25 protein-coding genes and 1 pseudogene are annotated in these 24,940 nt (G+C 36.6%); 20 read left to right on the top strand and 6 right to left on the bottom strand.

The genetic code is table 11. The features are described from left to right. Positions 1–97: 97 nt before the first annotated feature. Positions 98–660 (top strand): annotated as a pseudogene (locus tag IEX12_RS13670) (IS1595 family transposase); the annotation flags it as partial. 530 nt (positions 661–1,190) lie between these two features. Here the strand turns inward: IEX12_RS13670 and IEX12_RS13665 are convergent. Beyond that, complete coding sequence (locus IEX12_RS13665) at positions 1,191–1,397, bottom strand: hypothetical protein (protein ID WP_088052283.1); 207 nt, start codon at positions 1,395–1,397, stop codon at positions 1,191–1,193. A gap of 322 nt (positions 1,398–1,719) precedes the next feature. On the opposite strand from IEX12_RS13665, the gene IEX12_RS13660 reads away from it, so the two are divergent. The 5 genes from IEX12_RS13660 (at position 1,720) to IEX12_RS13640 (ending at position 5,266) form a co-directional block, all read left to right on the top strand. Continuing rightward, the gene (locus IEX12_RS13660; protein WP_088052284.1) at positions 1,720–2,001 is read left to right on the top strand and encodes a DUF5344 family protein; all 282 of its coding nucleotides are present in this window, start codon (positions 1,720–1,722) and stop codon (positions 1,999–2,001) included. A gap of 17 nt (positions 2,002–2,018) precedes the next feature. Then, positions 2,019–3,620, top strand: a complete 1,602-nt coding sequence (locus tag IEX12_RS13655) for a T7SS effector LXG polymorphic toxin (RefSeq protein WP_188725378.1) — start codon at positions 2,019–2,021, stop codon at positions 3,618–3,620. An 8-nt stretch (positions 3,621–3,628) separates the two neighbouring features. Then, complete coding sequence (locus IEX12_RS13650) at positions 3,629–4,147, top strand: hypothetical protein (protein ID WP_188725377.1); 519 nt, start codon at positions 3,629–3,631, stop codon at positions 4,145–4,147. 468 nt (positions 4,148–4,615) lie between these two features. Continuing rightward, positions 4,616–4,999: an ABC transporter permease subunit gene (locus tag IEX12_RS13645; RefSeq protein ID WP_188725381.1), complete on the top strand. Its 384-nt coding sequence runs from the start codon at positions 4,616–4,618 to the stop codon at positions 4,997–4,999. 156 nt (positions 5,000–5,155) lie between these two features. Further along, a complete protein-coding gene (locus IEX12_RS13640) occupies positions 5,156–5,266 on the top strand; it encodes an SDR family oxidoreductase (RefSeq protein WP_188725380.1) in 111 nt (36 codons plus the stop codon). A 198-nt stretch (positions 5,267–5,464) separates the two neighbouring features. Here the strand turns inward: IEX12_RS13640 and IEX12_RS13635 are convergent, their stop codons facing one another. From IEX12_RS13635 to IEX12_RS13620, 4 genes are all read right to left on the bottom strand, one after another. After that, a complete protein-coding gene (locus IEX12_RS13635; protein ID WP_188725376.1) occupies positions 5,465–6,388 on the bottom strand; it encodes a PfkB family carbohydrate kinase in 924 nt (307 codons plus the stop codon). After that, entirely contained in the window at positions 6,385–7,725 is a 1,341-nt protein-coding gene (locus tag IEX12_RS13630) for a purine-cytosine permease family protein (RefSeq protein ID WP_188725375.1), read from the bottom strand. The genes IEX12_RS13635 and IEX12_RS13630 overlap by 4 nt, the downstream gene beginning before the upstream one ends. A 1-nt stretch (position 7,726) precedes the next feature. Next, the gene (locus tag IEX12_RS13625) at positions 7,727–8,725 is read right to left on the bottom strand and encodes an ADP-ribosylglycohydrolase family protein (RefSeq protein WP_188725374.1); all 999 of its coding nucleotides are present in this window, start codon (positions 8,723–8,725) and stop codon (positions 7,727–7,729) included. Positions 8,726–8,889: 164 nt separating this feature from the next. Then, positions 8,890–9,597 carry a GntR family transcriptional regulator gene (locus tag IEX12_RS13620; protein WP_188725373.1) on the bottom strand — a complete coding sequence of 236 codons (708 nt, stop codon included), beginning with the start codon at positions 9,595–9,597 and terminating at the stop codon, positions 8,890–8,892. Positions 9,598–10,268: 671 nt separating this feature from the next. Between IEX12_RS13620 and IEX12_RS13615 the strand changes: the two genes are divergently transcribed. The 9 genes from IEX12_RS13615 (at position 10,269) to IEX12_RS13575 (ending at position 18,941) form a co-directional block, all read left to right on the top strand. Next, a complete protein-coding gene (locus IEX12_RS13615) occupies positions 10,269–11,000 on the top strand; it encodes a PIG-L deacetylase family protein (RefSeq protein ID WP_188725372.1) in 732 nt (243 codons plus the stop codon). Then, positions 11,000–11,719, top strand: a complete 720-nt coding sequence (locus IEX12_RS13610) for a 4-carboxy-4-hydroxy-2-oxoadipate aldolase/oxaloacetate decarboxylase (RefSeq protein WP_188725371.1) — start codon at positions 11,000–11,002, stop codon at positions 11,717–11,719. Before IEX12_RS13615 ends, IEX12_RS13610 begins: the two co-directional genes overlap by 1 nt. An 84-nt stretch (positions 11,720–11,803) precedes the next feature. Then, positions 11,804–12,187, top strand: coding sequence for a RidA family protein (locus IEX12_RS13605; protein ID WP_188725370.1), 384 nt, complete (start codon positions 11,804–11,806; stop codon positions 12,185–12,187). A 207-nt stretch (positions 12,188–12,394) separates the two neighbouring features. Continuing rightward, positions 12,395–13,294, top strand: a complete 900-nt coding sequence (locus IEX12_RS13600) for an NAD(P)-dependent oxidoreductase (protein WP_188725369.1) — start codon at positions 12,395–12,397, stop codon at positions 13,292–13,294. Between the two features lie 22 nt (positions 13,295–13,316). Then, on the top strand, positions 13,317–14,324 hold the full coding sequence (locus tag IEX12_RS13595) for a tripartite tricarboxylate transporter substrate binding protein (RefSeq protein WP_188725368.1): 1,008 nt from the start codon (positions 13,317–13,319) through the stop codon (positions 14,322–14,324). 78 nt (positions 14,325–14,402) lie between these two features. After that, entirely contained in the window at positions 14,403–14,825 is a 423-nt protein-coding gene (locus IEX12_RS13590; protein ID WP_188725367.1) for a tripartite tricarboxylate transporter TctB family protein, read from the top strand. A gap of 38 nt (positions 14,826–14,863) precedes the next feature. After that, a complete protein-coding gene (locus IEX12_RS13585) occupies positions 14,864–16,342 on the top strand; it encodes a tripartite tricarboxylate transporter permease (RefSeq protein ID WP_188725366.1) in 1,479 nt (492 codons plus the stop codon). Between the two features lie 347 nt (positions 16,343–16,689). Further along, positions 16,690–17,838 (top strand): MFS transporter, encoded by a 1,149-nt coding sequence (locus tag IEX12_RS13580; RefSeq protein WP_188725365.1) that lies wholly within the window; start codon positions 16,690–16,692, stop codon positions 17,836–17,838. A 461-nt stretch (positions 17,839–18,299) separates the two neighbouring features. Next, complete coding sequence (locus tag IEX12_RS13575) at positions 18,300–18,941, top strand: GntR family transcriptional regulator (RefSeq protein ID WP_188725364.1); 642 nt, start codon at positions 18,300–18,302, stop codon at positions 18,939–18,941. Between the two features lie 615 nt (positions 18,942–19,556). Here the strand turns inward: IEX12_RS13575 and IEX12_RS13570 are convergent. Continuing rightward, on the bottom strand, positions 19,557–19,949 hold the full coding sequence (locus tag IEX12_RS13570) for a helix-turn-helix domain-containing protein (RefSeq protein ID WP_188725363.1): 393 nt from the start codon (positions 19,947–19,949) through the stop codon (positions 19,557–19,559). A gap of 266 nt (positions 19,950–20,215) precedes the next feature. Between IEX12_RS13570 and IEX12_RS13565 the strand changes: the two genes are divergently transcribed. From IEX12_RS13565 to IEX12_RS13545, 5 genes are all read left to right on the top strand, one after another. After that, positions 20,216–20,932, top strand: a complete 717-nt coding sequence (locus IEX12_RS13565) for a FadR/GntR family transcriptional regulator (RefSeq protein ID WP_155555633.1) — start codon at positions 20,216–20,218, stop codon at positions 20,930–20,932. A gap of 136 nt (positions 20,933–21,068) precedes the next feature. Next, the gene (locus IEX12_RS13560) at positions 21,069–22,085 is read left to right on the top strand and encodes a TRAP transporter substrate-binding protein (RefSeq protein ID WP_188725362.1); all 1,017 of its coding nucleotides are present in this window, start codon (positions 21,069–21,071) and stop codon (positions 22,083–22,085) included. A 43-nt stretch (positions 22,086–22,128) separates the two neighbouring features. After that, positions 22,129–22,611, top strand: coding sequence for a PPC domain-containing DNA-binding protein (locus IEX12_RS13555; RefSeq protein WP_188725361.1), 483 nt, complete (start codon positions 22,129–22,131; stop codon positions 22,609–22,611). 111 nt (positions 22,612–22,722) lie between these two features. Beyond that, entirely contained in the window at positions 22,723–23,643 is a 921-nt protein-coding gene (locus IEX12_RS13550) for an NAD(P)-dependent oxidoreductase (protein ID WP_188725360.1), read from the top strand. Next, positions 23,640–24,923 carry a TRAP transporter large permease gene (locus IEX12_RS13545; protein ID WP_188725359.1) on the top strand — a complete coding sequence of 428 codons (1,284 nt, stop codon included), beginning with the start codon at positions 23,640–23,642 and terminating at the stop codon, positions 24,921–24,923. Before IEX12_RS13550 ends, IEX12_RS13545 begins: the two co-directional genes overlap by 4 nt. Positions 24,924–24,940: the final 17 nt, after the last annotated feature.

The raw sequence follows: 24,940 nt of genomic DNA, 5'->3' as shown, positions 1-24,940 counted from the left end.
GGCGGACAAAAGAAGAAGATAAACTGGAGAAAATAACGTAATTTTAAGGAAAAGCTAGTTTAAGAGTGTTATTGTCCAAAATTCGGGGGTTAATCCGGTTGAGAGTGACGAAACCTTCTTTCGTGAGTCTTTAAAAGGTAGTGAAGTCACCGATAGAAAGCCCAAGAAACGTGGAGAAAAAGACAAGAAAAGGGGCATTCTAACTCTAAAATTGCTGTCGTAGTAGCACAAGACCGCAACGGAAATCTAATCGTTCGAAAAGCAGGAACAGGACGTGTAAAAGCGGAAGAAATTGATACTGTGATAGGTGAGTATATTCACCCGTCTGCTTTGTTATGTACAAACACAGCAACGAACTACAAGAAGTTTACAAAACGTAAAGAATTGCTGCTGCACGAAACAGTTAATGAGCGTCAAAAGCAACGTGTAAAGAAGGGCATCTATCATATTCAACACGTTAAAAACTCTCATAGTCGCCTAAAAGGTTGGATGGAGCGATTTCAAGGTGTGGCTACTAAATACTTAGACAAACTACCTTTATTGGTTCCGTTGGCTTGAATTTGGGAAGGACTGGCATTTGACAAACGAGTGGAGCAAATGCTTATTTTAGCGTGTCAGAAATCAAATTACAAGACTGTACAAATGTTTAGAAGTGCATAAAAAAATAGCCACAAGGTTAGTGACTCTTCCTTAGTCTGTTCTTTTAAGGTATTCACAAGTTGTTTAGACTCTATCATAATATTTCTTGTTTCTAACCAACAATCATTAGACCAACCTTTGTACCAAGACCTGTTTCCCAAAAAATAAAAAAATTACCATTACGAGAAACCAAGAAATTCGCTAAGTCTTGTTCGGGCGTACAAATTGAACAATATATAAGATACCCCAAATGGCAAACGAAAGCCCCGTTGCGAGCCACATATAGGAATATACTCCACCTTCACTCATTCCAGCCCAAATAAGGCTATTGCGTTAAATGACAATAATAATAACAAAAAAATGATGTTGTAGATATGAAATGCCTTCTTATTCAATAGAACCACTCCTTTAACTGACATATTTCTTTATTCTATTTGATATGTCATAATCCTATTCTATCAGAAAATCAAATTATTAAAAATATATCTCAAAAACAACAATATTTGAGAAAACAGCCTTTATTGTATACCCTCTTTTTAAATCGTGATATATCAAATGGAGGGTGTAAATGACGAGCGTTCAACGGCTTTAACCGTCATGCCCAGATTTTCGGCAACTTGATGCACTGTTTTATTTTCATGAGCTAATTGACAGATGATTGCTGCTCTTAATTTCATCCGATATTGGATGCGTTGACCATTTTTTCCAATGATGCAATATATTCTGTTCGCGTCTTGAAAGATTGATAGACATGCCATTCACCCCACCAAATGGATATATTTCATATTAATTCCATTCTAACAAGATTCACGCTATGATATGAAATAATCAAACTGGAAAGGATTTCTGGTTTGCTCTACTGGGAGGAATCATCACATGACAAAAATAGGAAGCAATTCGACACGGAGTTCAAGCAAGTCGCTGTCAATTACTATTATACATCAGGTAAAAGCCTGGAAAAAGCGAATAGCAAACTAGGTATTTCGTATCATTGACAAAAGGGTGGAAGTTATTGATAGTGAAAATAAAGAATGAATGGTCGTTGTTAGCCTGTATGAATCGAAAAAGAGGGGGGATTACATGTCTACGGAAATAAAAATTGAACAAAACCCGATCAAGCAAGCTATTTCTGCACTGGAAGGAGCTGCGCAAAACTTTGAATCTGCTTTTCCAGAAAAGATCGAAGGAGAAAATCAACTGGATCTTTTGGGCCAGCTAAATCAATTAAATCATGCCTATTCATCCCTGATTAATTCTTATCAGTTATTGCTGCTTCACCATTTAAGAACAACGGAAGGTTCTGTGGAGTCGCTAATCGAAACGGATCTGATTCTAGCTGACTACATGACGTTTAATAAATAGCTGAGGAGGGGGGTGTAATGAAGACTTTAGATTCTGCAAGTTTGCATGAAGGAATCAATGCGACACTAAAGGAAATCAGCCATGTTCAAGCCAAAATAACCGAAATGCAAAAAGGCGTCAGGGGTATTATTGATTTAGAAAACTATTTAAGAGGTAGGACAGGCGAGTCGATCCGTTCCTTTTATGAAGGCATTCATGCTCCCTTTTTGATCTTTTTGTACCAGTCGTTAACCCATTACAGGCAAACATTAGAAAAGCTGCAGCAGGCTGTTCAATCCTATGAACCAAATGAACAGGGGTTGGTCAGAGAGGAATTTCTGGAGGTCGATGTTCAAAATGGATTGGATAAAGCAGAACGGGTAGCGGCTGATTTAGTTGATGAAGCCAATGGGATAATGGCCAGTGTTTCGGATCTTGTCTCTTTACCCAAGCTTGACATGGAGGAATTTAGCTCCATGGTCCAAAAAGGAAAAAAGAAAGTGAAGAATAATATCGAGCAGCTGTATAATCTGGACTACGAACAGACGAAGTCCTTAACGAAAGTGGGGGAAGATCTGACGCTGTTGAATCAATACATAAACGAGATGTCACGTACGTTTGCTTCTGATTATTCCATTACCACGTTTAATGCATTGACGGCATTAAAGTTGCCTTCCCTTCCCACGATTTTAAAAGAAGTGTATGGGGAGCCGGTTATAGAGGAAAAGGAAGAAACCAGTTTATGGACAAAAATAGTGGATGGCGCCGTTGAGCTCGGGAAAGGGATAGTCAACACTAGTAAAGGTGCGGCGATTGGAGTCTATGATGTAGGAAAGGACACGTTAGTTGGGATAGGAAATACCATCATTCACCCGGTTGAAACGGTGGATTCAACGGCGACTATGGTGATTCACCCTGTTGAAACAGGCAAATATATCGGGAATGCCATAGCCGAATCCTTTGAACGTGATATGATCAATGGTGATGCTGAGAGTCGTTCGCATTGGGTTACGTATGCGTTAGGTACTGTTGCTACAGCTGTGTTTGGTACAAAAGGTGCGGGGACTGTTACGAAGACTGGGGTGGCGACGACTAAGACGGGGGCAAAAAAGGCTGCGGCAGCCGTGGAAAATATCGATTTGTCGCGGTTTTTACCTTATGCACCACAGTATCAGCTGGCTGGGGGATCTAGGGTTCCTTATAATGTGGTGGATGGGGTGAATTTGAGGGATGAGTTGATTAGGAAGGCAGAGAATTTTTCGGAGGTTGAGAGTACCGGTAAGAATATAAAAAAAGCTAATCCTGAAAAAGTCGTTAATGATTTGTCTACTTTCCAAAGCAAGAAAATGACTTTTGGAAATCAACAGTTCCTGCTAGATAAAAAAGGTATGAAGCATATACTGGAAAGGCATCACCTTGAGTATTGGAATGGTACAATCAAAAAAAGCCAATCATTTCTTGATAAAAATTTATCAGTTGATGATGTAGCTAACATCGTAGAAAGTATAATGCAACAGAATCGAACTACTTTAATGAATCACGGCACAACGAGCTCATATCAAATATTTGGAACTGTAAATGGAATTGAATATGTAGTGGGTTTAAATAAGGGAAGAATAGGACAGTTATATTCTAAGTAGGTGACGTTATGATTAACATTAATACATTTATAAAAATACCAAATACTCAAATTGATAATTTAAATGAAATTCTGGAAAACCCAACTAAGTATTTTGTTGACATTGACAACGTAAAGGAAATTAAAAAATACAAGCAAAATTTGGATCTTGATTATCTTGATGGTGTTATAACAATTAAGTATTATGACCAACTAATAATGGATTATAGTTTATGGGATTTGGTTGACCAATTGTGGAGCTATTTTATTAATTTAATAGAAGATGTAATACAGACTGGATATGGTGTGACTTACTTTCCAGACCAGCCAATAAAAGTTGAGATGAAAGTTGTTTCAAAAGATTTAATATTATTTACAGTTGATGAGGGCAGAATTACAAGTGTAACTGTACCGATGCAGGGGTTTATAAACGCGTTATTAAGTAGTGCTGAAAACTTTTTTAACAGACTAACATCTTATTTTGGGAAGGATATAAATATCAGTTATGAATTAAATAAAGTAAAATCAATTCGGAAACAATTCAACTGAATGAGTTTAAGCGACGGGGCGGTTATTTAGATATCGTCTTTTTAGTAGTATTTGGGGTAAGTAAGACCCCCACAACGTTAATGTGTTAAAGGAATCATATGATCTATTGCATTTTCAATGGATCAATGCTAAAGCGGGGGCAAAGAGCTGCGGCAGTTGTTGGTGGAAAAATAAAAGGTCTGACCAGTTCTTCCGAATAAACGAATTTTAGAAATATCCGATGTTACCGTTGGAGATTTTCTTGGAACGAAAAAAGACTTCAAACCAGTTGCTCTTAAGTTTGGGAGTAAGGATTTAATTAAATGGGAACAATTAAATTATAAAATCTATGAACTTGATGACAATGATTGGAAACATTTTGTTTGGAATATGCGACAAGATAACCTGCATTTACTGCAAACTATTTTACGTCATCTATATTATGATAGCCATGTTTATTTTAGGATATATTATTTTAAAATATACTAGATTAGGCATATATATGCAATTGGAGGCAATCACGAAGCAGTAGAACTGTCGGGTATCAATTTAAAAAAGGTGCTGTTAATCGTATATATTATAGCTGGTGTTGCATCAGCGATAGGCGCAATACTTCTTACGGCAAGATTAAACTCCGCTCAACTAATTGCGGGTAACATGTACGAACTCGAGGCAATAGCTGCAGCAGTAATTGGAGGAACAAGCCTATCCGACGGACGGGGGAAAATATTTGGTACCCTGGTTGGAGCTTTAATTATTAGCGTTTTAAGAAATGGATTAAACATTTTAAATGTATGCTCTTATACCCAACAGATTGTTATCGGTTCAGTTATAATATTGGCTGTATTGTTTGATAAGATTAGGAAGAATTGACGGTGGGAGCTAGTATTAATAGAGTGCTTTGTAAGGCAGTTAAAGTAAATGAAAACATCTGTAGCATGGGAAAGTGCCGACTTCATTGGAGTAGGGATTTTCCATTTTCTGTAAATTTGGTCATCTTCTGATTGCCATCTTGGTATATAAAGCAGCATTGATGGTTCCGGGACAAATGCTAATGCTGCTTTATGCTTGGCATCTGATGAATCTAAATTCATTACAGGTACAGAACTTTACGTTGATGGTGGCGTAATCGCCAACTAAAGAAAGTGGGACAGAGCGATATCTGTCTCAATTTCTTTATATAATTTTGTATTTTACTAACCACTGGATGGCTCCCTTTCTCGCACTCACTGGCTCTAATATCCGCAAACAGTGGCTTAAAAATCCGAACTGCTGGCTCAATCTATCCGCAATACTCACAAGAATTTTTCAAATCATTCCCAACAGCCAGTATTTAGCCTAACCCTTAAAAAGCTCCACACTCGCTCCCTGTACCTGGACAACTTTAGCAGCGGCATCATTCCCCCATATACATGCCGTTTCTATAGACTGCTCATCAAGTAAGGCCGCAATAAAAGCAGCTGTATGCGTATCGCCAGCACCGATTGTATCTACTAGAGGCACATTTCTACCTTTACAAAGTTTTGATGTGCCATTGTCTGCAAATAGTGTCCCTTCACTGCCAAGTGTAACTACTACTGGTTTATTCGTTTTTCTATTCATTATTTTTGCACCAGTCTCTACATCATCCTGTTCACTTAACGCCAACAACTCGTCTCGATTGCAATGCAATATGGTTCCCAACTCCAAGAGTTCATTCAAGTGTGCCTTATTCATTTCACTGACTCGCGGAGATGGATCAAAGATAATATCTGTTCCCTCTCTTTTGTTTTTTAGTTGATTTAGCAATACTTTTGCTGATTCCCCTTCAAAAGAGTATCCCGATAAATATATATAATCATATTCGCGCAGGTTTACTTGTTCAAACCAGTCTTCCTGCCAGTCATTCTCTATCCCAGGAACAGTCATAAATGTACGTTCTCCATTCCCTTCCACCATACATAAGCACCAACCGTTGTCTCCTTTAAATTCACTTAGCATTTGATCATGACCATCCAATGCAATCTGTTTTTTAATATGCGCAGCATTGGGACCGTTTCCAATTGGGATCAACAAATCATAGGATGCATTTAACTGTTTAAGGATGTTGCCGACATTATATGCACAACCGCCTACAATGACCTCCTGAGCCCCGGCAAATACATCATTACCAGTTTTCGGAAGTGCTGGTATGGTTACGATAACATCAATGACAGCACTACCTAATACCAATGCTTTCTTCCGACTGTTTATTTTATAAAAGCTTGATTTATGTCCAGTCATGAAATCTCCTCCTGAGACTTATCGGTTTTACGCAGAACATTCGTAATATAATAAAGTCCTCCACTTACAAAAAACGTGATTAGCAGATCGAAGCTTGTGGAAGCAAGGGTGGTAAGAAGCAATCCAATGATAACACCGGTAAACCAGCTTACCACACCACCGATATTAATTTTATTGTATTTCGCATCTTCCAGCAGCCTTGGATCATAGCCCTGTTTTCTTCGTAAAAATATATAATCAACAAGGAAGATGGAAACCCAGGCAGCTAAACCAATACCGAGCAGTCCTAAAAATGCTTCAAAATAGCCAAGAAAATCTCTTGATACCACCAGTACATAAAGCGGAATCAATATAATGATAATCGCATGTATCGTAATTGCAGTAGAATCCTTCATCCGTATATTAAAGGTACCCATAATAAGTCTGGAAGACTTTAAGCCAATAAAGCACATGGGAGTAAGACCTCCAAGTGCAGCGAAAAGATAAATGACAGTCATCCATTCAGGCAGCATTTCACTGATAAGCAAGATAGGATTTTCTGCACTGGATAATTCCGGAGCGGACGTGGCAAGTAAGATTCCTGTGCCAATGATTAAAAATAAGGGAATGAATGCTCCGATTGTTACATTGCCGATAATGGCCGAAGATTTATTGCTTCTTTTTTGGAAACGGCTATAATCTGCAGATGCATTTGTCCAAGTTAAGCCTGTCCCAACGATAACAAACGCAAGTGCAGGCAAGAAACCTGTTAACCAGGGACCGCTGCTCATGGAAAAAAGTGCATTCCAATCTGTCTTAGGTATCAGCATAGAAAGAACAAGTAAGGTTAGCCCGCCGAACACATACGTGAAAAATGTTTGAATGGATACAAGCGTCTCCTGGGAAAAGAAACTGGAAGTGATAACCAGACCGGCAAAAATGGCTAGGCTGATCAGGATTAGTAATGTGTTTGTGCTTATTCCAAACGCACTGAAAAGAGCCAAAAGGGTTAATGTTCCGGTTGAAACGTTTACAGATAACCAGCCAATCTGCCCTACCCAGCCAATTAGCGCCGGGATATGATTTCCTTTAAAACCATATGCAGCTCTGGAAAGCATAAAAGTGACAGCCCCGCTATCTCTTCCGGCAAGGCTTGCATAACCGACAAGTGCAAAAGATAATGGTCCAAGAATGGCAACCAGGATTGATTGCATGAAACTTAATCCATATCCTATAATGAGTGCGCCATATACAATACCGAGAATTCCCATATTAGCAGCAAACCAAATGAAAAATAGATCTCTTGGTTTACCCGTTTTCTCTTCATCCGTCAGAAATATTTTCTCTTTATTTTCCATGTTAATCCCTCCGGTTTTGCCTTTCTTTTTCCAACATGTCAGCATAATCATGTAACTGCACATTATTATTTTGATCTATCATGTTAATCCAATCTTTGTTGATTGCTTTATATCCGGATTTTGCTCCGCAAATAGCAGTGGCCATAGCACCAATTGTGTCGGTATCTCCTCCGATATTTGCACTAAAAAGGGCACAATAATGGGGATCCTTGCAAAAATAAGCGATTGCTAATGCGGATGGAACAGATTCACTTGTTAAAGTGCCACAGCCTATAACATCATAAATATGCTGTGCAAAGACTTCTTCATTGCCCTTATACGTTTCGGCAAATTCCAGGCCCAACTTTAGCCGCTTAGGAATAGATGCAGTGAAAGTCTCTTCTCCTTCTTTAACAGCAATATCATAAATGCTGATAGTTGATTCCATTATTTCATCCCAGGTTTTATCTTCTATTGCCAAGCTAACCGCATGTGCAATCATGCTTGCGCCACCAATTGCTATGTCACTGTCATGGGTTGGCTGGCTGACTTTATGCACATAATCTACTAATCCTGTTTGCTGTGTGCTGGAAAAAAGCGTGCCGATCGGGGCGATTCTCATAGCAGCTCCATTTGTCAACGCTTTCTTTGTGTACACAGAAGGATCTTTGCCGGCCTTAATTGCGTTTAAAGCTGCCTTGGAACTTGGTCCTAGAATATTATTGTCAAAAGCGTTTGTTTCGTTTGCCCATTTAATTAAAGCTTCTGCAATAAGTTTGTCAGACGGCTCAAAGTTATTTTTATCGAGCGCATCAAGTATAAGCAATGCCTGGGCTGTGTCGTCCGTAAATTGTCCCTTTGTAAAGTTACACGCAACATTATTCTCTGCAGGGCCATCCAGGAAAGTAGTAATTCTGCCAAAAAAATCTTTTACCTTGCGCCTGCTCCATAATTCAGATGGCATACCAAATGCATCCCCAATTGCTAATCCATATAACGTTCCTAGAATCTTATCCTTCATATACATCCTCCTAACTCATATACTCATACGTATGAGTTACTTAAAGTATAAAGTGCCCCTTGAATAATGTCAATCACGTTAGATTAAAATTTATAACTATTTAAGCTTGGATTTTACTTTAATCTAGCATGCCTGAAAGGGGGGCTTTGCTATAGAAATAGTATTTAAGAATGGATGTATTGAGAAAGTTTGAACTTAAAATTTGGACTATAAATAATTTCAATACGTTCTATTTCAACGTTACTCTCCGTCAGAACAATGCCGGAACTTCTTAACAAAGGTTGTTCTTCTTGTAATTCTAATCTATCACATATGAGGGGCGTACTCATCATAGGTTCTATGTTTAAATTTGTATAGTGTGGATGGATGTTATAGGTTTCCCGCATTAATTCATATAAAGATGTGGAGGAAAAATTATTCGCCTCTAAATTTGGGAATATTTTCAAAGGCAAGTGTGAAGTATCAATGGTCATCCAAGTAGTTGTTTCCTCCGATTTTAATCCTCGTAAACGAACCAGCTTTAAAAAATGATCTCCATCTTTTGAATAGGTTTCTTTTTCCAATACTTTGGTAATTGGTTTTTGGTTATGCCTTCGGGCTAAATCCGAAAAACTTTGAAAATTCCAAACTGTATCCTTTGTTTCACGAAGCCTAACATAGGTTCCCTTTCCGTGAACCTGTTGAACAAGCCCTTCCTTATTGAGTTCAGCTATTGCTTTTCGGATGGTTGTTCTAGTGATTTGATATTCCTTCATGAGTTGAGTTTCTGATGGAAGCAGGTCCATTTCCTTGAAAACCCCATTTAGAATTTGGGATCGAAGTATACGTTTTAATTGAACATATAGTGGAATAACATCATTTTTATTTAGCATAATGGTCTCCTGTAGTTTACTTTTTCTTTAAATTACTGCTAAATGTATATACGAATCACTTTTCCAGCTTTTGAAGTATTTCTTTGAAAAGCTAACAGAATACTTTAGATACCAAATTAATAGCGAATCTAAAGGAAAAAATGAGACTTTTAGTGAATAATTATAACATATTTCATACAAGAGTTGGAAGAGTTCTGTTGAAACAAAGTGCCTGTCAGAGCGACCGAGCAAATGTCGTAACATATAACGGGTGGGATTCCTGTCGACTAAGGCCTAGTTACCCTCTTGTAGCACTCCCATAGCCATCAAGCTAACAAAAATTATAGGGTTTAAAATCCTTTTTTGTTAGCTTTTTTATATTTACTTCCTAGTGTGTTTAAAATAACGCAGACAAACTAAGCCTTAATAAAAAGGCCTATTATTAAAAACACTAAAAATATTATACTCGCCATCTCATTCCGCAGAAGATATACAAATATCTCCACACTTTAGAAAATATAGCAAGTAACATTCAAACATTTTTATAAACCGAAGAAATTTTGTTTATATTCTGTGTTGACATAAACAATATGCTAAATTATAATAAAATATAAACAAAGTTGTTCAACAATAAAGTTCAATAAAAATGATTATCAAGGTGATGTTGAATATGCATAGGAGGAATCAGATAAATGATTGATAAGAATACTAATTTGCTAGTTGTAAGCGCACATGCTGCAGATTTTGTATGGAGAGGGGGAGGGACCATTGCAAAATATGTGAAGCATGGTGCCAACGTTTCACTTTTGATTCTAAGTTATGGGGCAAGAGGGGAATCAAATGCTTTATGGAATATGGAAGGGCAAACCCTGGAAAATGTAAAATCTACTCGTCATGGTGAGATTGAAGCAGCTGCAGAATGTCTAGGTGTTAAAGATATCGAATTTTGGGATTACCAGGATTATCATATGGAGATTAACAATGAACGGGTGGAGCGATTAGTACATAAAATCAGGAAGGTTAAACCTCATCATATCTTAACGCATGGTCCCAAGGATGCTTTTAACCCGGATCACGAAACGGTCAGTAAGTATGTATTTGATGCTAGTGTTCTCTCTACTTCAAATGGAGTAAAACTTGAAGGAACAACTACTGTAAAGCAAGCGCAAATATTTGGGTTTGAACCGCACCAATCAGAGATTAGTGATTTCAAGCCAGAGGTTATACTTGATATTACGGAAACCTATGAACGAAAAGAAGCAGCTATGAATTGCTTTAAAGCACAGCCACATTTAATTGACTATTATGGGTGGAAAGCAAAAATGCGTGGGAATCATGCGCGCAGATGCTCCGGAGAGAAGGAATATAAATATGCCGAAGCATTCACTCGATTCTTTCCTTATGTTGGAGGTGAATTTATATAATGAGGAAATATGTGCTTAAAAATATCACTCGTCCAAGTCAACAAATAATAGATGAATTTAAAAAACTTGATGTTTCTACTGTCTATGAGGCACAGGGAAAACAAGGTTTGATGAATAAAGAATTAAGCCCCATATTAAATAATACCCAGATTGTGGGACCAGCTGTTACGGCAACCTGTTATGCCGGGGACAATCTCATGATCCATGCAGCAATTGAAGTTTGCAAACCTGGTGACATTCTTGTTATTACCACTATTGGTGAAAATATCGCTGGAATGATTGGGGAATTGATTGTCCGGGCATTAATCGAGCGTGGTGTTCAAGGTGTAATTATCGACTCCGCTATCCGTGATGTTGCTCGAATAAAAGAACTGGGGTTTCCTGTTTGGACAAAAGCGGTTCATTCTGCTGGCACTGGTAAAACACGAGGTGGATGGGTCAATGCTTCAACAGTTTGTGCCGATACCAGTGTGAATCCGGGTGATCTGGTTATGGCAGATGATGATGGCGTCGTAGTTGTTAAACAAAAAGATTTGGATTTTGCACTTGAATCTTCCATTAGACGTCTGCAGAAAGAGGAGCGGACCAAAGAAAAAATTACCAGAGGTGAGCTTAGTCTGGATTTCTATAATCTGAGACCAACATTAGAAAAAGAAAATGTTGTTTACTATGAAACGGAAGACGATCTCATGAAAGCTCGAAATAATCAATTGGCATAAATTTCTACCATTGATTCCTCTATAAGAAAGAGGAATCCTAGTTTTAGGGTAAGTACTTTTCATTATAAAAGGGGGTGAATAGATATGGCAAAACGTGAGGTACTTCACGTGAAAGGATCGAACCACCAAAATCCTATTCCAACCGCAGTGAAGATAGGCAATATGGTATACACTTCTGCCATCATTGGTTCTGATCCAGAAACAGGTGAAATGCCAGAAAGTATTAATGAAGAAGTGGCGAATCTTTTTCATTACATTCGAGAAATTATGGAACTGGCTGGGGGGACAACCGACGACATTGCTCATTTAGGTATTTCAATAACAGACCGTGGATATAAAAAGATCGTAAATGTAGAATGGCTCAAAATGTTTCCGAATGAAGATAATCGACCGGCAAGACATAGCACAGTTCAAAACCTGAGGGAAGGACTTAGAGTACAAATTGAATTAACAGCAGTTTTGCAATAGTGCATCGAATATACGTCTTCAAGGCACAAATGTAAGCGTTTGGTAAAAAGGATGGTCGATGGTATGGAAAGGTCCGTTGTTACAGAGTTTCGTCAGGTCTATTATTGATATATGCTTTTAGACTTCTAGGATCTTCGAGAAGATTACACAGTGGAAATGTCGTCAATTACTAGAATGAAGATTCAATAAGAGATAAGGAGACAAACTATGAAAACAAAAAAATTAGGATTTATAGGTTTCGGGGAAGCAGCTTACCAAATATCTAGTGGTTTAATTCATGAAGAATCTCAAGAAATAATTGCCTTTGATGTTAGTCAAGATCACCCAAAACTAGGCCAATTAATAAGAAATAGGGCAGAAGAACTAGGCGTTACTTTAATGTCGAGTCTTAAGGAACTGGTATTAAATAGTCATATTGTTGTAAGCGCCGCCAGTGCTAAATATGCACTTACGGTCGCAAAGGAAGCGTTACCTTATTTAAATAGTAAACACCTGTTTGTTGATATTAATGCTGCATCTCCCATGGTTAAAGAGGAAATTTCCACCTTAATTTCAGGTGTATCAAATTTTGTAGATGTCGCTGTTGTTGAGTCTATTCCAAAATTTAAACATAAAGTACCTCTATTAATAAGTGGTAAAGGATCCAGTTATTTTTCTGAGTTCGGAAATAAAGTGGGGATGGACATAACAATAATTGATGATAAACCTGGTAGTGCTTCTGCTATAAAGATGATTAGAAGTATATTTATGAAAGGATTCACAATGTTATTAATCGAAACTCTTTCAGCTGGTGAAAAATTCGGGGTAAATGATTTGATTGTTGAATCTATCGACCATTCAATTCGTGATAAACCATTAAAAGATACCGCAGACCTTTTGATAACAAGGACAGCAACACATGCGGAACGTAGAGTATCGGAAATGGAGGAAGTAATTAAAACTTTAGATAAGCTTAATGTAAATTCATTATTATCCAAAGCAACAGAGGAAAAATTACGTTTGTTAGTGGAAACAGATTTAAAGAAACATTTTATAAATAATACCCCAGAGAATTTTAAGGAAGTACTACAACAAATTGATGTCGCAGAAAAGTCTCTGACTAAATAACAAATAGAGGGGGATAAAATTAATGAATATTAAAAGGAATTTGAGGTTAACTATTTTAGGAATATTATGCCTGCTGTTAGTAGTTGGGTGTAGTGAAAGTACTTCAAAAGGCTCCCAAGGTAAAAACAATGCCGCAGATGATGCAGCTCAATGGCCAACCAAGGATATCCATATTAACATCCACAGTGGTTCGGGAAATTTAGATACAGCCATTCGTCAATTAGCGCCTATGCTTGAAGAAGAACTAGGTGTTAATGTGATAGCGGAAAACCTCCCAGGAGGGGCGCAGTCTATTTCCCAAACAGCAACCCAAACAGCTTCAGCTGATGGTTATACATTTCAAACAATGACAAGTAGCACTAGTTTTGGAATGGCACAAGAACAAATTCCTTTTGGGCCGGAAGACTGGTCACTCGTTTATTCTTTACAGCAAGAGCCAGCTTCAATTGCAGTTCCAGCGGATAGCCCTTTGAAGACAATGGATGATTTTGTAGAGGCAATGAAAAACAATCCAGATGAATTTATTGTCGGGGGTTATGGAAGCGCTGGTTTTATGACGTATGTATACTATAAATTACAAAAAATAGCCGATTTTGAAAGCAAGTGGATCCCAATAGATACAACTGATAAAGTTGCTGCTTCACTTTTAGGGGGCCACATAGATGTAGCAATTATGACCCCTAGTACTGCATTGTCTTCTCTGGAAAGTGGTGAAATCAGACTTCTAGCAGTTAGCTCTGAGGAAAGAACTGAAAATTATCCTGAGGTACCAACATTTAAAGAAGAAGGGTACGATATAACAGAAACTTTATGGAGAGGGTTAGCTGCAAAAAAAGGAACACCCGAAGAAATCATAGACAAAATGCATCAAGCCATTAAAAAAGTTACCGAAACGGAAAAGTGGTTAGCTTTTCAAAAGAAAAGAAACCAAGAGAATGATACTACTAGTCCTGATAAGCTAGATGAACGGCTTAAATCAGAAGTTAATGGACGTATTGAATTTTCAAAAGATATGGGGTTGTTAGAATGATTTTATTTGAAAATCCATAGGGAGGGGGGTTATCTCTCCTTATTTATTCAAATAAAATTAAAGATAGTAGGTGATAGAATGAGAATTGCTAATGGAATCTTTTCTGCTTTGTTACTAGCTTTAATGTTAGGAATCTTGTATATGACACTACAAATACCTAGCTCACCCAATCCAAATGTGATTGGAGCATCTTATGTACCAATGGTCTATGTTATTGTTGGAATATTACTTTCTGTGTTAATTCTAATAAATAGTATAAAAGAAAAGGCAGGAGAAGCATTCAAATTAGATAAAAAATATTTCCTGTATGTATTAATTGCAATTGCTTATATGTTTTCAATTAATATCATTGGATACTATTTTTCATCAATTTTATTGATTGTTCTTTTATACCTCTTATTAGGGATAAGGAAATGGTCACAGCTCTTATTGATTCCAATTCTATATGCTCTATTTATTTATATTGTATTTGAAAGGATAATATCCTTACCAGTACCATGAATTAAATTCTGTATAAAAAATGTGCGAGGAGGTACAGTATGGTTGAGAACCTTGCTAATGCTTTATCTATAGTTGGTTCATTAGAGATGTTATTAGTTATTTTATTGGGTTCTATCGCAGGAATTATTATAGGAGCACTTCCTGGTTTAGGACCAACAATAGGGACAACTTTATTTATTCCTGCAACATTTGGAATGGATCCAACTACTGCATTGATTTTACTAATAGCCATTTATATGACGGCAGAATATGGAGGATCTATCACTGCTATTTTAATTTCTGCACCAGGGACGACAGCGGCTACAGCAACAGTTGAAGATGGATATCCTCTTACTTTAAAAGGATATCCGGGAAAGGCATTAGGGGCTTCAATTACAGCATCCACAATCGGGGGATTATTCACAACGCTTGTACTGTTGTTTTTAACTATTCCATTAATGAAATTCGCACTTAATTTTGGGCCAGCAGAATACTTCGCTTTAGGTGTCTTTGGTCTATCTTTGGTAGCCTCATTAAGCGGAAAGTCTTTACTTAAGGGCCTATTGATGGGTATCTTAGGACTTTTAATTGCTTCAATAGGTTTAGATCCCTTAACTGGTCAGTCCAGATACACATTCGGGAGTTTTTATCTGCTTGAGGGAATTTCTATAATCCCTGCCTTAATGGGACTATATGCTGTCTCAGAAGTATTTAATATGTTTTTAAATAACGAATCTATAAAAAAGGTAAAGAAAAAAATTTCGAGGCAATTTATCACAAAAAAAGAGTTCAAAGGTTTACTGCCAGTAATTTTCCAAAGTAGTTTTATCGGTTCTATTGTAGGTGTAATTCCGGGAGCAGGTGGCAGTATTGCTTCTTGGATAGCCTATCAACAATCTAAGCGCATTGCTAAAGATAAAGAAGATTATGGTAAAGGTGCTCTATCAGGTGTTGCAGCTCCCGAAGCAGCGAACAATGCAACAGTAGGAGGAGCGTTAGTTCCATTATTATCTCTAGGGATACCGGGATCTCCTACTACTGCATTTTTGTTAGGCGCTTTTATGCTTCATGGCTTAACTGTAGGACCAAAATTGATGGAAACTGATGGTGATTTATTTTATTCTTTAATTGTTGGATTATTCATAACCTGCATATTTATGTTTTTAATAGGGAGTTTATTAACAAATTTTTGGGTAAAATTGATCAGCTTGCCACAGTCTATTATAGCTCCACTTATACTATGTATTGCAGTTATAGGAGCGTTTTCTGTACGGAATTTAATGTTCGATGTCTACATTACATTAGCTTTTGGTATTTTGGGGTATTTTTTAAAGAAATTTAATTACCCTTTAGCTCCAATTGTTCTTGCTATCGTTCTAGGAGGTATGATGGAGTCAAATTTAAGGAGGGCTCTATTAATTTCCGATGGTAGTTGGATGATATTTTTGACTAACCCTATCAGCTTAGTTCTACTTATTATTTCTGTATTGAGTTTCTTTACACCAATTATTAAAAGAACTTCTTTTGGCAAAAAATAGAAAAACAAAAAAACAAGTTTTTGTCTTAATTATTGTTGAAAACTTTCACTTTATTCTAGATAGTAATTATTAATTTATTTCAGATGTGCAAATTGTATAAAATGCGTGTTGTGTGGCTTGATATAAAAAGTGGGCATGCTAGCCTGTTTGGCAAGTCAATACTTTAAACTGCTGACTTCTTGGAGGAATGCATGTCCACAGAAGTTCATATTAAGTCACCTAGGTATTAATATACATTCTATGCGGTATATTCTATGTGAAAAAGCTGACCTAATTTGAGCGAAATCCGTAGATATTTCCTAGTGCATCTATACATTATTGTGTCTACTTCTGATAGGGGGGATAGAGTGAACAAAAGAAAAACAAGAACTCTAATAGTTTTATTAACTTCAACTTTTATGTTTAGTATAGCAGGAAGTCGCCCACTCATTCCTTTATATGCGGATAATTTGGGAGCTTCTAATATTCTAATCGGTTTAATTGTTGCTCTATTTTCATTCTTGCCATTATTCGTATCAGTGAAAATAGGAAAGATTGTAGATGAGATTGGGAGTAAAAGATTCCTTAAATTAGGCTTACTAATGGGGGGCATTTCCTTAATAATCCCTTTTTTTATTAATAATTTATATGGGGTATTTATTTCGCAAATCTCTGCTGGACTAGCCCAAATAGTATTTGTAGTCGCTATGCAATCTTTCACAGGGGGATTTAGTGAAAAGGATTTAAGAGAATATTTTATAAACATTTTTAGTATTAGTGTTGCGCTAGGAAGTTTTTTAGGTCCATTATTTGGCGGTTTTATATCAGACTTTTATGGTTACCCAATAGCTTTAATGAGTGGCGGAGTTCTATTAATAATGATAATACCGTTAGTAAAACGTATCGACGATCACTATGTGTATAGTGGAAAAGAATCAATTAAAGAAAATAACTATAGCATATTTCATTTGTTTAAATTTAAGTCACTGCAATATGCTTTTTTAATGAGTGCTCTAATTTTAGTTGCTAAGGATACGTACACTGCCTTTTTTCCTTTATTAGCCAGAGAATACGGGATTAGTAACTTTATTATTGGATTCATCATATCTTTAAATGCTGCGGCAGGTATCTTGATTAGATTACTGTTACCTTTCATGCTAAGTTACTTACAACGAAGAATGATTATTAATATATCAATTCTTTTATCTGGAATTGTTCTTTTATTACATCCGTTATTTAGTTCACAATTAATATTGATTGGTTTATCTTTTGTCTTAGGTATTGGACTAGGTATTGGGCAACCACTCTCAATTGCTTCAACTGTAGAATATTTACCTAGTAATCAAATAGGTGAGGGATTAGGATTAAGGTTAACAATTAATAGATTAACACAGGTATTAACACCTGTTTCAGTAGGAGGAGTATCTGCTTTATTTGGAATAGGAAGTGTATTCTATTTTACAGGATTTATTGTATTGGGAGGAATAATAGGTTTTTTAAAACCGAATAATTTATGATTTTTATAAGATGGAGAGAAGACAAAAGGAATATGGTTTGAGAGCCTCGACCGGAAAACCCTGACTACAAAGTCGCGTTATGGTTCTGCAAATGGAAAGAGAGTGTATGATCGTTCATTTACGGCGGCTTCTACGGAAGTGGTTACATATTAATGGTATGTCTGGAATAGTTGGCACGGTTTTGGCTTATGAGCAAGTTCCGCAGATGTTTGTTGAAACGGCAACATCATAGACTTCCAGCCCTTTGCTACCCTTCTGTTAATTAATGTATTTTAGCCGTATCGATTATTGTCTTACTTCTATTCCTATATCCTAGATATTTTCCCCTTTGGTTACCATAAAAAAATTGATGGGTGATTGAGCTGAATTTAACGGAATATAGTATATGATGTTGATTTAACTAAAATAGAAAATAATGTATAATTAAATTGTTAAACAAAATAAATAAATGAGGTAAGAAAATGACAAGGCCAGTGGATATTGCATATCAATTTATAAAACAAAAAATATTAGATGGTACCTTTCAACCCGCTCAAAAACTTAATGAAATCGATCTTTCTAGTAGCATTGGGGTTAGTCGGAACACGGTAAAAAAAGCATTATTTAAACTGCAGCAAGAACAATTGGTGGAGATTAAAGACAATATAGGTGCAAACGTAAAATCTTATACGCTTGATGAAGTAATAAATTATTTTGAGATTAGAGAGGTTTTGGAAGGGTTGGTAGCAAGCAGGGCAACCGCAAATATGACGGAGCTGCAATTGGAAGAAATGTCGGAAACATTGAAAAAGATGGAAGATCACTTACAAAACAACCGGTATGATGAGTATTCGAAATTAAATAAAGTGTTTCATGGTATTATTTACGAAGCTTCTCAGAATAAACAAGCGGTAGATATGATAAAGGTAATTAAGACACAATTATCAAGGTACCAAATTAGAACATTACTTGTCCCTGGAAGGAATCAAAACTCTTTTCATGAACATAAAAATATACTAGCAGCTTTAAAGTCTCGAGATGAAGAATCAGTAAAAAAAGAGATAATGAAACATATATCAAATATTCGTAATACAATCCGCGAAAATAGTTCATTTCTATTATAAAAAGATAAGTTCAAAGGTAGCTAAGGCGATAGCAAATGATGTAAAAAGGTATATAAAGCCAGAATATCTTTATATTGATATAAACGCTACATTATTTATGACACAGGAATCGATCGCTGTTCATTCATGTTAAGGAAAGAGGTGCAAAATCCCGGAGAAATTTTCCGGGGTTTTCTATTCTTGGGTGATCTTAAACTACGATCTGCCCCCAGCTTAAAGTTTTATAACCTAAACCAGAATGTAATATTTCCATTAACTTAATGTAAATAAAACCAGGATTGAACTTAATATGAATGGTTTGGAAGTGTTAGTGTTTTTAAAATAAATTTGATAAGATAAAAAATCTGCCAGTATTTACAATGCTGGTAGATTTTGTAGGTTTTAATTAGAATTTATAAGCTGAAATTCCCCACAATAAGTTAGGAGGGTGGGTATTCCTGTGGGATTTCTGTCATAGGATGATTCGTCTTTGCAATTGACTTATTAGAATTATTAGCAAAAAGTGTTTATTTTAATTTGACAATTACATATTTCCTTAATTCACAGTTCTTAAACGTCAAAAATCTGCCAGCTAATTAAAAATGGCAGATTTTATTTTAGCGATGTTCACTTTTCCTACTTCCTGAACTTAGCCTTATGTACAACCCATTCAAAATGATTATCAATTTCCCAAATATCCTCTTTATCCAATACAGACCAATTTTCCACTTGTAAAAAGTGTGGTTTGTGAATTCCTTTTTCTGTAATGATATTCAGCAGTTCTTGCATTTTTTTATATTCTGGTTGGTGAATTTTATGCGGTTCATATTCTCTACCGCGGATCAGGTAATCTAATGAAACACCGTAAAGGTCAGCAAGTTTTATAATGGTCTCCAATGTAGGTCTTCTATCTTCTCTTTCATAAGAGCCGTAAACATTAGCTGTAAATCCAAGTTTTAAGCTCACATCAACTTTTGAGTAACCATGTTTTTCACGTAAATTTTCTAGGCGCAATCCAAAGTCTTTCATCGTCAACACCTCTCATTTCGTAAAAATTAACACAAAAAGAGGTGATTAATATAAAAACACACAAAATGTGTTGACATTTCTGGGCATTGTGATTAATATATATTCAAACACACAAATTGTGTGTTTGAATATGGAAAAAGGAAGCGGAAAGAATTAACTAATTAGAAGAAGTGAAGAATTAGCGACCACAGAGGAGGTGGAGTATGGGGATAGTGCGCAGTTAATGGTCAGACCATTAGACGTAATACCAATATAGGGAGAAGGTTATGGAGCCATTGTTTGAAAAGATACCTCAAAGAGATTCAATATGTGAAATGATTATTAATCAATTTACGAAAATGATAAAAAAAGGTGAACTTGAAATCGGAGATAAGATACCCCCTGAAAGGAACTTAGCGGAACAATTTGGTGTCGGAAGATCTACTATTCGCGAGGCAATTAAAAGTATGACCTCCATGGGATTATTAGAGGCCAGATTAGGAGAAGGTACATTTGTACGTAAAGTGGATTCGGATGATATTAAACAACAATTACAGTGGGGATTGTATTTAGATCCGGTACCTTTTAATGAATTGGTTGAGTTGAGAAAGATTTTAGAATTAGAAACTGTCAAGAAGGCAGCTTTAAACAGAACAGAAAAAGAAATATCGGAAATGGAATCCTGGATAAATGCTATGAAGAAAGATCTTAAAGCAAACAGGAATAAGAAAAATGATTTAATGTTTCATATGACTATTGCCAAAGCCAGCGATAATAAGATGATATACAATTTATTAGATCTTATTAGAATGTCTCTGGAAGAGTGGTTTGAAAATGTACTAGAAGATCCGACCAATGTGGAAAATTCAATAAACGAACATGAATTGATATTAGGATCAATTATCAAACAAGATGTAGATCAAGCAGTAAAATATATGGAATCCCATTTAGCATTGGGAGAACAAAGACTATTTCACAGAATTGAATTAAATAAGAAAGATTAGATGAATCGAGTCAGCTAAATATGAATGCGCTTTCCATGTAGATGTCTAAAAGCGCTTCAATCGTTACTAATTAAGGAGGTGATATATAACTAGAATCAACAAGGTAATGAAATTATTGAAAGGAGGGAATAAAATTTTGAAAAAAATAGCGTTGTGTTTGGTTGTCTTTACTGTTCTTATTGTATCTGGTTGTGGTAACTCAAGTGAGGAAGCGGGGGCTGGAGGAAAAGTTGAAATTAGCATCGGACATGTCGGTGCACCGGTCAGTCCGCAACAGGGAGCTGCAGATATATTCACTAAATTAGTCAAAGAAAAAACAGGTGGTTCTGTAGACATTAAAATTTATAACTCATCGCAACTAGGAGACGAAAGGGAATTGGTTGAGGGTATTCAGATGGGGACAATCGATGGCGGGATTATTTCAGCGGGCTTGTTTGCCTCCAGCTATAATGTGATGGAAGCGTTTGAGGTACCATTTCTATTTGAGGATAAGGAGCATGCGTTGAAAGTGAATAACGGTGAAATTGGTCGAGGGGTACTGGATAAACTTGAATCAAAAGCAGGATTGAAAGCCCTTTCTATATGGGAGCATGGATTTAGACAAATTACGAACTCCAAGAAACCAATTAAAAAGCCCGAAGATATGAAAGGACTAAAAATAAGAAGTCCTGAGGTTCCAACATATAGTGTGGCATTAAAGACAATAGGGGCCAACCCAATCCCCCTCTCATTTTCAGAACTATATGTGGCATTGGATAGAGGAGTAGTAAATGGTCAGCATAATCCTTTGATGCATATTGAAGGTCAGCGGTTTTATGAGGTGCAAGATTATATGACAGTTATGGATTTTGCTTATACCCCTAATATTTTGGCCTTAAGTGATAATGTATGGAAGAAATTATCAGAGGAGCAGCAGACCGCATTGAATGAGGCCGCACAGGAAACCGCAGAACTATGGTCAGAGGAAGCAGCCGAACAAAATGAGGAGATATTAAAAGAATTAGAAGGAAAAATGGATATTGTTCAAAGAGATGAGATTGATAGAGAAGCTTTTAAGAAAATTGTAGTTGATAAAGCGTATCCAGAATATGAAAAGGATTATGGCAAAGAATTTGTTCAATTTTTGGAAGATGTTCAAGCAGCAGCTGAATAACTATAATTTTATATGTAAACAGTTTATTGAAAGGATGTTTTAAATGAAGAGTGAAACTAGAATTCAATATGCAACAGGAGAAATTGGTAAAACGGTTGCAGGAAGATTGTTGCCTGGGACGGATTTGATTACTGGTATTGAAGAGATTTGTAAAGAAAATGATATCACATATGCATCTATTGCAAATTGCTTCGGGAGCTTTCAGGAAGCAGCCTATATGTATTTAGTCCCGCAAGAGAAATCAGTAGTAGGTGCAGGATATGGAGAGCTTTTTGTAGCTGATGGCCCCGTAGAATTTTTAAATGGTACTGGCGTCGTTTGTCAGCGAGAGGGAGACTATGATACACATTTTCATGCAACAATGTGCGATAAAGAAGGGAAGGTTTTCGGTGGACATATGGTCAAAGGAAAAACGCCTGTCTTAACAACAGTGGATCTTGTCATTAATGAAGTCAAAAATGCCAATATGTATCGCAATTATGATGAAGAGACAGATTTAATTCAATTTGACCCAGCAGCCGAATAATGGAGTTAAGAAAGTAATTTGATAAAATACCTAGCCATCTGAACAAAAGACTATATCCGACAATAGTGTTCAGATGGCTAGGTAAATGACACTATAAGGAGATTATACGTTATGAGAAATGAAAATACAATTGGTTTTATCGGTTTAGGAGTAATGGGCTTTCCTATGGCTAGCAATTTGCTTAAAGCAGGTAAAAGGTTAGTAGTGTTTGATATTAATATAGAGCAGGCGGCAAAGCTTCCGTTTCAAGAAAATGTTATCGTAGCTTCCTCAAAGGAAGATCTGGCCAAACAAGTTGATATTGTACTTTTAATGTTACCGAATAGCCCCCATGTAAAGGAAACAATTCTTGGAAAGGGCGGATTAGGAGGAGCTTTAGACCAAGGCTCTTTAATTATTGATATGAGCAGTATTTCTTCCACGGTTACGAAAGAAATTGGAAATGAACTAGATAAAAGGGAAATTGATTTTATGGATGCTCCTGTAAGTGGTGGGCAAATTGGTGCAGTTAATGGTTCGTTAACATTTATGGTAGGGGCGAAAAAAGAAATTTTTGATGAGGCATTGGGGTTACTCAAAATTATGGGTGAAAAAATTATTCACTGTGGGGAAACGGGATCGGGTCAGACGGTTAAAATTGTTAATCAACTGATGTCAGCAGTAAATCTTGTCAGTATGTCAGAAGGATTTACCTTAGGGGTTAAAGGTGGGGTAGATCCGGAAATCATGCGTGATGTCATCTTGAATGGATCAGGTAGATGTTGGGCCTTGGAAGATAGGATGCCAGTTATTTTAGATAGAAATTTTGAGCCAGGGTTTACCATAGATCTTCATACAAAAGACATTACATTAGCTTTGGAAGTGGGCAAGGAGCTCCATGTGCCTTTATATGCAACTTCACTTATACATGAATTGTTCAAAACATTGCAGACCAAAGGTAATGGCCAAAAAGATAATTCAGCAATTATCACGCTGTATGAAGAGCTAGCGGGAATTGAAGTTTCCAAAAGAAAAAAGGTGATCCCAAAATGACTTCTGCTTTAGTTTTATTCCTATCGTTCCTTATATTTTTACTGGTTGGTGTACCCGTCGCATTTGGACTGGCGGGTGCTTCTATATTATCTTTACTCGTTATTGATCCGGGGACACTTACTCCTATATTCTCTAAGATGTTTTCAGGAGCTAACTCTTGGCTTCTCTTAGCTATACCTTTCTTCATTTTAGCTGGAAATATAATGGAAAAAGGGGGAGTGACAAGACGGTTAGTCGATTTTGCAGATGCAATGGTTGGATTTTTACCTGGTGGGCTTTCCGCAACAAACGTTGTCGCCAGTATGTTTTTTGGAGGTGTTTCCGGCTCTGCTGTTGCGGACACTTCTGCGACGGGGACTATTTTGGTGCCCGCCATGGTTAGGCAGGGATACAGTTCCAAATATTCAGCAGCCATAACAGCAGCATCTTCTCCTATTGGTATTATTATACCCCCGAGTATACCAATGATTTTATGGGGATTTACTGCAGGACTTTCTGTGGCAGATTTATTTTTAGCGGGAGTAGGGGCTGGGATTTTAGTTGGTGTTGCTCTATTGGTGACATCTACAGTTATTTCAGTAAAAAGGGGGTACAAATCCTCTATTCCATTTTCATTTAAAAATGTTTTCGTAAAAGGCAAGGATGGCATCTTGGCTTTGGTAACACCTGTAATAATTATTGTAGGTATTATTACAGGCTTTGCAACACCTACTGAAGCAGCTGTATTAGCAATGCTTTATTCTATGTTTCTCGGGTTTTTCATTTATAAGGAATTGAAGATAAAGCATTTGAAAGAAATTATTCTTAATTCCGGTAAAATGACTGCGACTGTAATGCTTATTATCATTAGTGCTGCAGCATTTTCTTATCTGTTAACCATAAATGATGTTCCAAGTAATTTAGCCAGCTTTGTAATTGATATGAATCTGTCACCTTTTCTATTAATGTTAATGTTTATTATATTATTTCTCTTCTTAGGTATGTTTTTAGATGCTAATGCAGCGATTATAATGACTGTTCCTGTTATAGCACCGGTTATCGTTACAACGGGACTAGATCCTATTCATGCTAGTGTAATTCTTATTGCCACATTAGGAATAGGGTTGTTGACTCCTCCTGTTGGATTATGTACTTACGTTGCAGCGGGTATTGCAAACCTAAGATTTGATGATTTAATGCGAGATTTGGTTCCCTTTGTTTTAGTTTTGTTGTTATGTATCATTTTAATGGTGATATTCCCGCAGATTATTACATTAATTCCAAACTTAGTGAATTCATAAAGGATTGAGGTGAAAAT

The sequence above is a fragment of the Lentibacillus populi genome (genome assembly GCA_014642895.1).
GTDB lineage: Bacteria > Bacillota > Bacilli > Bacillales > Amphibacillaceae > Lentibacillus_C > Lentibacillus_C populi.
The sequence above is the reverse complement of the archived record's forward strand: the minus strand, read 5'-3'. Positions and strand labels throughout refer to the sequence as shown.

Excerpts from the sequence above, each read along its gene's own strand:
- IEX12_RS13665 (WP_088052283.1), bottom strand. The coding sequence starts at position 1,397 with ATGGCATGTCTATCAATCTTTCAAGACGCGAACAGAATATATTGCATC.
- IEX12_RS13660 (WP_088052284.1), top strand. The coding sequence starts at position 1,720 with ATGTCTACGGAAATAAAAATTGAACAAAACCCGATCAAGCAAGCTATT.
- IEX12_RS13655 (WP_188725378.1), top strand. The coding sequence starts at position 2,019 with ATGAAGACTTTAGATTCTGCAAGTTTGCATGAAGGAATCAATGCGACA.
- IEX12_RS13650 (WP_188725377.1), top strand. The coding sequence starts at position 3,629 with ATGATTAACATTAATACATTTATAAAAATACCAAATACTCAAATTGAT.
- IEX12_RS13635 (WP_188725376.1), bottom strand. The coding sequence starts at position 6,388 with ATGACTGGACATAAATCAAGCTTTTATAAAATAAACAGTCGGAAGAAA.
- IEX12_RS13630 (WP_188725375.1), bottom strand. The coding sequence starts at position 7,725 with ATGGAAAATAAAGAGAAAATATTTCTGACGGATGAAGAGAAAACGGGT.
- IEX12_RS13625 (WP_188725374.1), bottom strand. The coding sequence starts at position 8,725 with ATGAAGGATAAGATTCTAGGAACGTTATATGGATTAGCAATTGGGGAT.
- IEX12_RS13620 (WP_188725373.1), bottom strand. The coding sequence starts at position 9,597 with ATGCTAAATAAAAATGATGTTATTCCACTATATGTTCAATTAAAACGT.
- IEX12_RS13615 (WP_188725372.1), top strand. The coding sequence starts at position 10,269 with ATGATTGATAAGAATACTAATTTGCTAGTTGTAAGCGCACATGCTGCA.
- IEX12_RS13610 (WP_188725371.1), top strand. The coding sequence starts at position 11,000 with ATGAGGAAATATGTGCTTAAAAATATCACTCGTCCAAGTCAACAAATA.
- IEX12_RS13605 (WP_188725370.1), top strand. The coding sequence starts at position 11,804 with ATGGCAAAACGTGAGGTACTTCACGTGAAAGGATCGAACCACCAAAAT.
- IEX12_RS13600 (WP_188725369.1), top strand. The coding sequence starts at position 12,395 with ATGAAAACAAAAAAATTAGGATTTATAGGTTTCGGGGAAGCAGCTTAC.
- IEX12_RS13595 (WP_188725368.1), top strand. The coding sequence starts at position 13,317 with ATGAATATTAAAAGGAATTTGAGGTTAACTATTTTAGGAATATTATGC.
- IEX12_RS13590 (WP_188725367.1), top strand. The coding sequence starts at position 14,403 with ATGAGAATTGCTAATGGAATCTTTTCTGCTTTGTTACTAGCTTTAATG.
- IEX12_RS13585 (WP_188725366.1), top strand. The coding sequence starts at position 14,864 with ATGGTTGAGAACCTTGCTAATGCTTTATCTATAGTTGGTTCATTAGAG.
- IEX12_RS13575 (WP_188725364.1), top strand. The coding sequence starts at position 18,300 with ATGACAAGGCCAGTGGATATTGCATATCAATTTATAAAACAAAAAATA.
- IEX12_RS13570 (WP_188725363.1), bottom strand. The coding sequence starts at position 19,949 with ATGAAAGACTTTGGATTGCGCCTAGAAAATTTACGTGAAAAACATGGT.
- IEX12_RS13565 (WP_155555633.1), top strand. The coding sequence starts at position 20,216 with ATGGAGCCATTGTTTGAAAAGATACCTCAAAGAGATTCAATATGTGAA.
- IEX12_RS13555 (WP_188725361.1), top strand. The coding sequence starts at position 22,129 with ATGAAGAGTGAAACTAGAATTCAATATGCAACAGGAGAAATTGGTAAA.
- IEX12_RS13550 (WP_188725360.1), top strand. The coding sequence starts at position 22,723 with ATGAGAAATGAAAATACAATTGGTTTTATCGGTTTAGGAGTAATGGGC.
- IEX12_RS13545 (WP_188725359.1), top strand. The coding sequence starts at position 23,640 with ATGACTTCTGCTTTAGTTTTATTCCTATCGTTCCTTATATTTTTACTG.